This is a genomic window from Mesorhizobium silamurunense (genome assembly GCF_014843825.1).
Classification (GTDB): Bacteria; Pseudomonadota; Alphaproteobacteria; order Rhizobiales; family Rhizobiaceae; genus Mesorhizobium; species Mesorhizobium silamurunense.
In genome coordinates this window covers 1-10,628 of record NZ_JHQR01000251.1, presented here as the reverse complement: position 1 = coordinate 10,628, position 10,628 = coordinate 1, and the positions used below count along the sequence as shown (strand labels likewise).

The following is a 10,628-nucleotide window of genomic DNA, read 5'->3' as shown; positions in this document are numbered from 1 at the left end:
TCAGGCTTGCCGCGACGCTCGGCTTCGTCGCCGGGCTGGCGCTCGCCGACGCGCTGGACGCCGTCGTCCCGCAAGGCCGGATCGTCGTTGCCCTGGACGGCGCCAGCGAAGGCCGCAATCGCTTCGAGCTGAAATGGCCGAACGACGTGCTCGCCTCAGGCGCCAAGCTTGCCGGCATCCTGCTGGAGTCGGCGATGCTCGAAGGCGGCCGCTTTGCCGTCGCCGTCGGCATCGGCGTCAATGTGGTGGCTTATCCTGAGGATCTGCCCTATCCGGCGACATCGCTGCAGGCGCTGGGCGCCAATTGCGATGCCGAAACGCTGTTCCTGGCGCTTTCGGACGCCTGGAGCGAGAACTTCAGATTGTGGGACGACGGGCGCGGGCTTTCCGCCATCAGGAAGCGCTGGCTGGCGCGCGCGGCCGGGCTCGGCGGCGAGGTTGCTGTCAGAATTGACGGCAATGTGGTGCGCGGTGTCTTCGAGACCATTGACGAGGACTGCCGTTTTGTGATCCGCGACGATGACGGATCGGTTTTGACGATCGCGGCCGGCGACGTGCATTTCGGCGCGGTCGCATCGGCCCGTCCTTGACACTTGATTTGATTGGCTTGGCCTGAGCGGCCAGGAAGGAAAGAATTCATGGCGGATAGAGAAAACGCCGAACTCGTGTTCGCGCCGCTCGGCGGCGTCGGCGAGATCGGCATGAACTTCGCCCTCTATGGCTACGGGCCGGCCGACGCGCGCGAGTGGATTATCGTCGATGTCGGCGTCACCTTTCCCGATACCGCGCATCCGGGTGTCGATCTCATCTTGCCCGAAACGCGCTTCATCGAGGAGAACCTCGACGGCCTGCGCGGCATCGTCATCACCCATGCGCATGAGGACCACTACGGCGCGCTGCTCGACATCTGGCCGAAGCTCAAAGCGCCTGTCTGGATGACGCCCTTCACCGCCGGCCTGCTCGAGGCCAAGCGGCAGGGTGAGCGGAATGCGCCGAAAATCCCAGCATCGATCTATCGGGCGGGCGAGAAGTTCACCGTCGGACCGTTCGAGATCGAGGCCATCCCCGTCGCGCACTCGATCCCTGAGCCGATGTCGCTGGCGATCACCACGCCCGCCGGCACGGTGATCCACACCGGCGACTGGAAGATCGATCCGGCGCCGACGATCGGGCCGAAGACCGACGAGGCGCGCTTCCGCGCCTATGGCGACAAGGGCGTGCTGGCGCTGATCTGCGATTCCACCAATGCGCTGAGGGAAGGCGAGTCGCCGTCGGAAGTGGCGGTCGGCGAGGGCCTCAAGGGGGTCATCGAGAAGGCCAAGGGCCGCGTCGCGGTCACCACCTTCTCCTCCAATGTCGGGCGCATCGTCTCGATCGCCAGGGCGGCGCGCGACGCCGGCCGGCAATGCCTGGTGCTCGGCCGCTCGCTGAAGCGCGTCATCGATGTCGCGACCGAGCTTGGCTACATGGACGGCCTGCCGGAATTCATCGCCGAGGAGGATTACGGCTTCATCCCGCGCGAAAACCTGGTGATCATCTGCACCGGCAGCCAGGGCGAACCGCTGGCGGCACTGGCGAAGCTTTCGCGGGACGAGATGAAGTCGGTGGCGCTGACGGCCGGCGACACGGTGGTGTTTTCCTCGCGCACCATTCCCGGCAACGAGAAGGCGATCCTCGAGGTCAAGAACCGGCTGATCGACCTCGGCATGAAGATCATCGAGGACGGCGATGCGCTGGTGCACGTCTCCGGCCATCCGCGCCGCAGCGAATTGCGCAAGATGTATGAATGGGTGCGGCCGCAGATCGGCGTGCCGGTGCATGGCGAAGCGGCGCATCTGGTGGCGCAGGGCTCGCTGATGTCTATGTCGGGCATCGGCCAGGTGGCACAGGTGCGCGACGGCGATATGCTCAGACTCTGGCCCGGTCCCGCCACGATCATCGACCAGGTGCCGTTCGGCCGCCTCTACAAGGATGGCCTGCTGATCGGGACCGACCAGGCGATGGGCATACGCGACCGCCGCAAGCTTTCGTTTGCCGGGCATGTCGCGGTCAATGTCGTGCTCGACGACAAATACGAGTTGGCCGGCGACCCTGATCTGGTGGCTATCGGCGTTGCCGAGGCCGATGCCAGCGGCGAGACGCTGGAAGACCTGATGCTCGATGCGGCAATCGGCGCGGTGGACTCCATCCCCCGCCAGCGCCGAAAAGACCTCGACCTGGTGCAGGAGGCCGTGCGCCGCGCCGTGCGCGGCGCCGCCAACGAAGCCTGGGGCAAGAAGCCGCTGGTGACGGTATTCGTGACTAGGTAGTGAATGGTGAATGGTGAATAGTATTTGGTATCTGCACTGCTCGAGTTTGGGCTTACCATTCACTATTCACCATTTACCACGACGGAGCCTTCCATGCTCGGACGCCTGAACCATGTCGCGCTTGCCGTGCCGGACCTGGCCGCGGCGACCGCGGCCTATCGCGATACGCTGGGCGCCGCCCAGGTGAGCGAACCGCAGGCGCTGCCGGAGCATGGCGTGAACGTCGTCTTCGTCGATGTCGGCAACACCAAGATCGAATTGCTGGAACCGCTGGGCGAGGCTTCGCCCATTGCTGCCTTCCTGGAGAAGAACCCGTCAGGCGGCATGCATCACGTCTGCTATGAGGTCGACGATATTCTGGCCGCGCGCGATCATCTCAAGGCGAGCGGCGCGCGTGTGCTTGGCGACGGCAATCCGAAGACCGGCGCGCATGGCAAGCCGGTGTTGTTCCTGCACCCGAAGGATTTCTTCGGCACGCTGGTGGAACTGGAGCAGGCATGAACTGGGTTTCCTTCGTAGCGCTGTTCTTCGTCACATGGTGGCTGGTGTTGTTTGCCGTGCTGCCGTTCAGCCTGCGCACGCAGGACGAGGACAAGGACGTGACGCTGGGCACGGTTTCGAGCGCGCCACGTGGGCCGCATATGCTGCGCGCGGCGATCCGCACGACGATCGTGACTGCAGTCGTGATCGGCATTTTCTACGGGCTGACGAGGGGGCTCGGCTTTGGCTTCGACGACATCCCGCACATCGTGCCGGACTTTAGTCATACTGAGGGCAGCTAAGGTCCTATACAGTTTCGCAAGTATTGACCAGCCGGTGCCCGCTTTGGTTGAAGGCGGAAGCGGGCTTCCGATTTCAATGGCTGACGCAACGTAATGCTGTTTGGCAGCTTGTCGTGCTAAGCAGATGATTGCACAAAAAAAATGCAAGGCACGAGGCCTTGCAATTTAAACGCGTCCGATCCGTTTCCGGTGTCCGGCGGCAGCGAGTTACCGCGCCTAGATCGCATCCTCCCAAGACTTTGACCGCGTAGGAGAGCAGATTTTTCTCCGCCCTCTCGGTTATCGGCGCACACTAGACCAAGGCAGGTGAAAATGTCACGAAGAATTTTGCCTCCAAACGGGCAATATCGTGCTGCACTGCACAATAGTGGGGCAAGGCTTGCTTGTGAATCGATCAAATAGCCGGATGAGGCACTTTGGCGGCCAAACAGCCTTTTTGATTATGCGCAGAACGCGCCAACACTTTGGCGCGCTCGGGTTTCCATTCTGTCATGAAATGGCTATGAAGCCCGGGCAAGCAGCCTCGGTTGCGCCGATTCCCCGCGCCGCCATTTTTTCATTCACGGACCAGTCCATGCGTTTGTCGCGCTACTTCCTGCCCATTCTCAAAGAAAACCCCCGCGAGGCCGAAATCGTCTCGCATCGGCTGATGCTGCGTGCCGGCATGATCCGCCAGCAGGGGCAGGGCAGCTTTTCCTGGCTGCCGCTCGGCAAGCGGGTGCTGGACAAGGTCTGCCAGATCATCCGCGAGGAGCAGAACCGGGCAGGCGCGCTGGAAATCCTGATGCCGACCATCCAGTCGGCGGACCTGTGGCGCGAGAGCGGCCGTTACAACGACTACGGCAAGGAGATGCTGCGCATCAAGGACCGGCAGGACCGCGATATGCTCTACGGCCCGACCAACGAGGAAATGGTCACCGAGATCTTCCGCGCCTACGTCAAGTCCTACAAGGACCTGCCGCTCAATCTCTACCACATCCAGTGGAAGTTCCGCGACGAGGTGCGTCCCCGCTTCGGTGTCATGCGCTCGCGCGAGTTCCTGATGAAGGACGCTTACTCCTTCGACCTCGATTTTGAAGGCGCCAGAGCCGCCTATAACCGCATGTTCGTCTCCTATCTCAGGACGTTCACGCGCATGGGCCTGCAGGCCATTCCGATGCGCGCCGACACCGGCCCCATCGGCGGCGACCTCAGCCATGAGTTCATCATCCTGGCCGACACCGGCGAGAGCCAGGTGTTCTGCGACCGCGCCTATCTGTCGCTCGAGGTGCCTGGAGCGGACACGAATTTTGCCGACGATACCGAGATCGGCGGCATCGTGAAGAAATGGACGACGCCTTACGCCGCCACCGACGAGATGCATGACGAAGCAGCCTGGGAGAAGGTCTCCGAAGGCGACAGGCTTTCGGCGCGCGGCATCGAGGTCGGCCACATCTTCCACTTCGGCGAGAAATATTCGAAGCCGATGAATGCCAAGGTCACCGGGCCCGACGGCAAGGACCATTTCGCTTCGGGCGGCTCCTACGGCATCGGCCCGTCGCGGCTTGTCGCGGCGATCATCGAGGCGAGTCACGACGAGAACGGCATCATCTGGCCGGAAGCGGTGGCGCCGTTCGATATCGGCCTGATCAATATGAAGGCGGGCGACGCCGAATGCGATCGCGTCTGCGACGAGCTCTACGCGGCGTTGACTTCGGCCGGCAAGGACGTGCTCTATGACGACACCGACCAGCGGCCGGGCGGCAAGTTCGCGACCGCCGATCTGATCGGCCTGCCCTGGCAGGTGATCGTCGGCCCGCGCGGCGTGGCCGCAGGCGAGGTCGAGATCAAGAACCGCCGGACCGGCGAGCGCGAGACCCTGCCGATCGCGGAAGCCAAGAAACGCCTGGGTATCGCCTGATGAACGAGGCGGCTGCAGCTCGATCGCCGGCAGGCGCCTTTTCAGGCTTCGAGCGCATGGTGGCGTGGCGCTATCTGCGTTCGCGCCGCAAGGAGACGGTGATCTCCGTCATCGCCTCGATCTCCTTCCTCGGCATCATGCTGGGCGTCGCGACGCTGATCGTCGTCATGGCGGTGATGAACGGTTTTCGCGCCGAATTGCTTACCCGCATCCTCGGCGTCAACGGCCATCTGATCGTGCAGCCGCTGGATTCGCCGCTGGAGGACTATGCGCAGGTGGCGAGCCGCATCAACGGTGTTTCCGGCGTCAAATACGCCATCCCTCTGATCGACGGGCAAGTGCTGGCGCAAGGCAATGTCGGCGGCGGCACCGGCGCGCTGGTGCGCGGCATTCGCGCGGAAGACCTCAACAAGATCTCGATCGTGTCCAACAACATCAAGCAGGGCACGCTTGACGGCTTCGACGCCGGCGAGGGCGTGGCGATCGGTAAGCGCATGGCCGAGAATCTAGGCCTGGTGCTCGGCGACACCATCACGCTGATTTCGCCCGAAGGCGACGTCACGCCGCTAGGCACCACGCCGCGCATGAAGGGCTACAAGGTGGCGGCGATCTTCGAGGTCGGCATGTCGGAATATGACAGCTCGATCGTCTACATGCCGTTCTCGGAAGCGCAGCTCTACTTCAACATGGACGGGCGGGCGCAGACCATCGAGATCTATGTCGACAATCCCGACAATGTCGATGCGTTGAAGCCGTTGGTCGAGCGGGCGGCGCAGCGGCCGATCGATCTCGTCGACTGGCGCCAGCGCAACGAGACCTTCTTCTCGGCGCTTCAGGTCGAGCGCAACGTGATGTTCATGATCCTGACGCTGATCGTGCTGGTGGCGGCGCTCAACATCATTTCCGGCCTGATCATGCTGGTGAAGGACAAGGGCCACGACATCGCCATCCTGCGCACCATGGGCGCTTCGCGCGGGGCGATCCTGCGCATCTTCCTGATGACCGGGGCCGCGATCGGCGTGACCGGCACGATAGCCGGCGTGTTGCTCGGCGTCGTCATCTGCCTCAACATCGAATCGATCCGCCAGTTCTTCTCCTGGATGACCGGCAGGATACTGTTCAATCCCGAGCTTTATTTCCTCAGCCAGCTGCCGGCGAAAATGGACCCGCGCGAGACCACCTATGTCGTCATCATGGCGCTCAGCCTGTCCTTCCTCGCCACGGTGTTTCCGGCATGGCGGGCAGCGCGGCTCGATCCGGTCGAAGCCTTGAGGTACGAGTGATGGCCGAAGCCATTATCGAGCTGAAGGGCGTCGAGCGGCACTATGTCCAGGGGCCGCGCAAGCTGACCATTCTGAACGGCGCCGATTTCTCGCTGCGGCGCGGCGAGATGGTGGCGCTGGTGGCGCCTTCGGGCACCGGCAAGTCGACCTTGCTGCATACGGCGGGATTGCTCGAGCGGCCTGACGCGGGGGATGTGATCCTCAGCGGCCGCGCCTGCGGCCGGCTCTCCGACGACGAACGCACCGCGATCCGCCGTAACGATGTCGGCTTCGTCTATCAGTTCCATCACCTGCTGCCTGAGTTCTCGGCGCTCGAGAACATCATGATGCCGCAGCTGATCAAGGGGCTCGGCCGCAAAGAGGCGTCCGAGCGGGCGGCACAACTGCTGGATTACATGCAGATCGGCAAGCGCGCGCAGCACCGGCCGTCCGAGCTCTCCGGCGGCGAGCAGCAGCGTGTCGCCATAGCCCGCGCCGTCGCCAATGCGCCGCTGGTGCTTCTGGCCGACGAGCCGACCGGCAATCTCGATCCGGCGACCGCTTCGTATGTTTTCGACGCACTGGAGGCGCTGGTCCGGCAATCGGGGCTTGCGGCGCTGATCGCCACCCACAATCACGAGCTGGCCGCCCGCATGGACCGGCGGGTGACGCTGGCCGAGGGTAAGGTGGTGCCGCTCTAACCGTGTCGAGGCGCAGGTTGTCGGGGTGTACCGGTTGAGCCGCCTTCTTTCAGACGGCAGTGTTGCCCCTGATCCGCCTGCCGGCACCTTCTCCCGTATAGTGACGGGGAGAAGGAAGGTAGCCGCGGCCTCGGCGCCTATCCTGCAATGTTGGCGATTGGCGAAGCCGGCGATGAGAGCGGGTTGTGTGCGTCAAGTTCTGCAAATTCGCTGAGAGAGGGCGGTCATGGCAGGCTGGGACAGCGCAGACGCCCGAAAGGAATTCAAAACCTGAAGCGATTGCCTCGCGGCAGAGGCACCTGTCTTAAGTTCCAGTTAGTTCCCCAGCCGTGCATCTCGTCCCGTCAACCGTTCCTTAACCGTGCCCAAACGGACCGCCCGGATTCGCCCGGCGCGTCGCTTCCTGATCGTTGACATTCGAACAAAATTAGAACAAATTGAGAACATACTAACAACAGGAGAGAGTTATGGCCGATCTGGTTCAGGATGTCGTCTCGCTGGTTTGCATGAGCACTTTCCTCATTTCCATGGCGATCTGGATTGGCGCCATGTGATCGGGCGGCTTTGCCGCCGCTGTTCGGGCGGGCAAGGGCCCGCCCATTGTTTGAGACGGGCAAGAGCCCGCCCATTGTTAAGTCTTTCTTGGCCGCGCCGCCGCTAGGCTGCTCCTTCAAGACGGGGAGCCAAAGGCAGTGTCGGTCATCGCCACGGTCACTCTCGTGGCCGGAAATCTCGGACTGATCTTCTTGCTGATGACCGTGCCGCTCGGGTTGCGCACGGTTACAGTCAGCCGCGTGGTAGAGGCCGATCGGAAACGCCTCTGGCAGGCGCTTTGGCCGTTCGGCAGCGATGCCGGCTGGTCGGGCGAAATCCTCTCGGCCGAAACGCTGGACGGCAAGGGGACGGCGCTGATCAAACTGTCCTGGGAGGGACGGGACGGCCGGCCGATCGAACGCAAGGCGCGGTTCGACGATGTGGTGGAAGGCAGCCGCTTCTCGATGCGCGTCATCGACGATACGGCGCTCGATCCATCCTTCTGGGCCGACTATCGCGAAACCACCGAGCTCGCGCCCGAAGGCGGTGCGACGCGGGTCACACTGACGCAGACCGACCGCTATCGCGGCGTCGCCTTCCTGATCTTCCGTTACTTTGCCATGCGCCGCGAACTCGCCAAGCTTAAGGTCTGGGCGAGGACCGGCAAGTATCGCAAGGGCGGCTGGTTCGAGCATCCGGTGAGCCAGATCGGCTTCGCCGTGCTTTCGGCCCTTATCCTGTGGCCGTTCTTCGGCCTCAGTCCCGGCGGGCTGGCGCTCGCCGCGATCCTGACCTCGGTTGTGGCCCTGCACGAGCTTGGCCACATGGCGGCGTTCCGCCTGACGGGGCATCGGCGGGCGCGCATGATCTTCATCCCGCTGCTCGGCGGCATCGCCATGGGCGGCAGGCCCTATGACAGCCGCTTCGAAGTCGCTTTCGTGGCGCTGATGGGGGCCGGCTTCTCCGCCTTCCTGGTGCCTCTGCTGATCGCTGCCAGCAGCCTTGCCGGAAGCGAAGGGCATCGCCTGGCGGCATTGCTGCTGGCAACGCTTGCCGGCTGCGCGTCGCTGTTCAACATCGCCAATCTGGTGCCGGTGTGGAAGTTCGACGGCGGCCAGGTGCTGCGCCAGATCTGCCCGGGGCCCATCGCGCTCGCGCTGGCCTCCTTCCTGTTGCTGTCCGCCCTGCTGGCGCTCGGCTGGCGCGCCGGTTTCCCGTCCAGCTTCCTGCTTGTCGCCGGCGCGGTGTTCTCGATCCTCAGCCTGCTTACCGTGGGAAGCGGCGTGAAGCCGCGCCATGAGCTGAAGCCGATCCGAACCTTCGACCGCTTGGTCTTGGCCGGCGCGCTGCTCGCGGTCTTTGCCATTCACGGCTATGGGGTGCTCTGGGCCTCCGCGCAGCTGATGTAGCCGTGGTGGGTCAGCCTGCCTTTCGGGCCGGCTCGGCGACTGGCACCGCGGCAGGCCCGAATACGCCTTCGAAGGCGGATTTCAGCGCGAGGTCGAGGTCGGCCATGGTGACGGGCAGGCCGAGGTCGACGAGGCTGGTGACGCCATGGTCGGCGATGCCGCAGGGCACAATGCCGCTGAAATGGCCGAGGTTCGGCTCGACATTGATAGCGATGCCATGAAAACTCACCCAACGCCTCAGCCTGATGCCGATGGCGGCGATCTTGTCCTCGGCGGGCGAGCCGTCCGGCAGGGCAGGGCGATCCGGCCGCACAACCCAGACGCCGACGCGGTCCTCGCGCCGTTCGCCGCGCACATTGAAGGCGGCAAGTGTTGTGATGATCCATTCCTCGAGCGCGGCGACGAAGGCACGGACATCCTCACGCCGTCGCCTGAGGTCGAGCATGACATAGGCCACGCGCTGTCCCGGACCGTGATAGGTGTATTCGCCGCCGCGGCCCGCGGCAAAGACGGGAAAACGGTCGGGCTCGATCAGGTCCTCGATGCGCGCGCTGGTGCCCGCCGTGTAGAGCGGCGGATGCTCGACCAGCCAGACCATCTCGTCGGCGGCGCCGCTGCGGATCGCCTCGGCGCGCGCTTCCATGAAGGCAAGGGCGTCCGGATAGGAATTGAGGCCGGGTTCGATCACCCATTCGACCGGCGCCGAACCGGGAAGGGGCAGGAACGACGTGGCGATCTGGCTGCGTTCTGTCATGGCGCGTCTCTTCTGAGGCGCGCCGTGATCGGACGAATCCTGGCGGGCTCAGATGTGTGTTTGTACCCCAAAAATCCGTCAGCGGCTTCAGGCGGCATGCGATTGCCCTTCATATGGCGGCAATCGGCAAAAACGTCCAGTTCCGCGGGCTCGCGGCGAGGCTGTGGAGCATTGTGCCAGCAGCTTTATCTGATGCATGTCGTTCTCCCAAAACCGCTACGCACTTTTGGGCGACATGCATTAGCGAATATTCCGCACGGCGCACTTGTTTCGCCGGAAACGATTTGCTACAGGCCCCGGGCCGGACGGTTCCGGCTCCTACCACGTGCGGTCGTGGCGGAATTGGTAGACGCGCAGCGTTGAGGTCGCTGTGGGGCAACCCGTGGAAGTTCGAGTCTTCTCGACCGCACCAAAACTCCCCTGACAGATCGCTTTAGTCAACTGACGGGACGCGCAGCTCGTCGTTGTGCGGCCGGCAATGCGATATCGCTCGCAACGGATGAACGAAAACGGCGGCGGGTCATGCAAGACCCCGCCGCCGGTTCCGATTCCGTCAATCGTCTGATCGCTGGTCAGGCAGCCTTCTTCGTGCGCGCTAGCGTGTCGGCCACGACTTCGCCGAAGGACGCAGGTGTCGGCACGATGACCACCCCTGCCTCCTTCAGGATTTCGACCTTTTCCTGCGCCGACTCGCCGAAGGCCGAGATGATCGCGCCGGCGTGGCCCATGCGGCGGCCCTTCGGCGCGGAGAGCCCGGCGATGTAGGCAATCAGCGGCTTGCGCATATTGTCGCGCGCCCAGATCGCGGCTTCGGCCTCCTGCGGGCCGCCGATCTCGCCGATCATCACCACGGCGTCGGTTTCGTCGTCCTGCTCGAACAGTTTCAGAATGTCCTTGAAGGAGGAGCCGTTGATCGGGTCGCCGCCGATGCCGACGCTGGTCGACACGCCGATGCCCAGCGCCTTCATCTGCGAGGC

9 protein-coding genes, 1 tRNA gene and 1 pseudogene are annotated in these 10,628 nt (G+C 63.8%); 9 read left to right on the top strand and 2 right to left on the bottom strand.

Annotation, left to right across the window (positions count from 1 at the left end):
* The 8 genes from DH10_RS26565 to DH10_RS26530 all read left to right on the top strand — a co-directional run.
* Positions 1-590, top strand: a 590-nt coding sequence (locus DH10_RS26565; protein WP_192385539.1) for a biotin--[acetyl-CoA-carboxylase] ligase, incomplete at its 5' end; no start/stop codon positions are given.
* A 48-nt stretch (positions 591-638) separates the two neighbouring features.
* Entirely contained in the window at positions 639-2,309 is a 1,671-nt protein-coding gene (locus DH10_RS26560) for a ribonuclease J (protein ID WP_192245391.1), read from the top strand.
* A 93-nt stretch (positions 2,310-2,402) separates the two neighbouring features.
* A complete protein-coding gene (gene mce, locus DH10_RS26555; protein WP_192245389.1) occupies positions 2,403-2,810 on the top strand; it encodes a methylmalonyl-CoA epimerase in 408 nt (135 codons plus the stop codon).
* Positions 2,807-3,091, top strand: coding sequence for a DUF1467 family protein (locus tag DH10_RS26550; RefSeq protein ID WP_192245387.1), 285 nt, complete (start codon positions 2,807-2,809; stop codon positions 3,089-3,091). The genes mce and DH10_RS26550 overlap by 4 nt, the downstream gene beginning before the upstream one ends.
* A gap of 574 nt (positions 3,092-3,665) precedes the next feature.
* Positions 3,666-4,991, top strand: a complete 1,326-nt coding sequence (proS, locus tag DH10_RS26545) for a proline--tRNA ligase (RefSeq protein WP_192245385.1) — start codon at positions 3,666-3,668, stop codon at positions 4,989-4,991.
* Complete coding sequence (locus DH10_RS26540; RefSeq protein ID WP_192245383.1) at positions 4,991-6,274, top strand: lipoprotein-releasing ABC transporter permease subunit; 1,284 nt, start codon at positions 4,991-4,993, stop codon at positions 6,272-6,274. Before proS ends, DH10_RS26540 begins: the two co-directional genes overlap by 1 nt.
* Positions 6,271-6,954, top strand: coding sequence for an ABC transporter ATP-binding protein (locus tag DH10_RS26535; RefSeq protein WP_192245380.1), 684 nt, complete (start codon positions 6,271-6,273; stop codon positions 6,952-6,954). The genes DH10_RS26540 and DH10_RS26535 overlap by 4 nt, the downstream gene beginning before the upstream one ends.
* Positions 6,955-7,646: 692 nt before the next feature.
* Positions 7,647-8,897 (top strand): SRPBCC family protein, encoded by a 1,251-nt coding sequence (locus DH10_RS26530; RefSeq protein ID WP_192245378.1) that lies wholly within the window; start codon positions 7,647-7,649, stop codon positions 8,895-8,897.
* 10 nt (positions 8,898-8,907) lie between these two features.
* On the opposite strand, the gene lipB is transcribed toward DH10_RS26530, so the two are convergent.
* Complete coding sequence (gene lipB / locus DH10_RS26525; RefSeq protein ID WP_192245376.1) at positions 8,908-9,651, bottom strand: lipoyl(octanoyl) transferase LipB; 744 nt, start codon at positions 9,649-9,651, stop codon at positions 8,908-8,910.
* 327 nt (positions 9,652-9,978) lie between these two features.
* Here lipB and DH10_RS26520 point away from each other — a divergent pair.
* Positions 9,979-10,063, top strand: a tRNA-Leu gene (locus DH10_RS26520).
* A gap of 160 nt (positions 10,064-10,223) precedes the next feature.
* Here the strand turns inward: DH10_RS26520 and DH10_RS26515 are convergent.
* Positions 10,224-10,628, bottom strand: a pseudogene (locus DH10_RS26515) (succinate--CoA ligase subunit alpha); the annotation flags it as partial.

Bases quoted from the DNA above. Each gene is read 5' to 3' on its own strand.
- DH10_RS26560 (WP_192245391.1), top strand. From the start codon at position 639: ATGGCGGATAGAGAAAACGCCGAACTCGTGTTCGCGCCGCTCGGCGGC.
- mce (WP_192245389.1), top strand. From the start codon at position 2,403: ATGCTCGGACGCCTGAACCATGTCGCGCTTGCCGTGCCGGACCTGGCC.
- DH10_RS26550 (WP_192245387.1), top strand. From the start codon at position 2,807: ATGAACTGGGTTTCCTTCGTAGCGCTGTTCTTCGTCACATGGTGGCTG.
- proS (WP_192245385.1), top strand. From the start codon at position 3,666: ATGCGTTTGTCGCGCTACTTCCTGCCCATTCTCAAAGAAAACCCCCGC.
- DH10_RS26540 (WP_192245383.1), top strand. From the start codon at position 4,991: ATGAACGAGGCGGCTGCAGCTCGATCGCCGGCAGGCGCCTTTTCAGGC.
- lipB (WP_192245376.1), bottom strand. From the start codon at position 9,651: ATGACAGAACGCAGCCAGATCGCCACGTCGTTCCTGCCCCTTCCCGGT.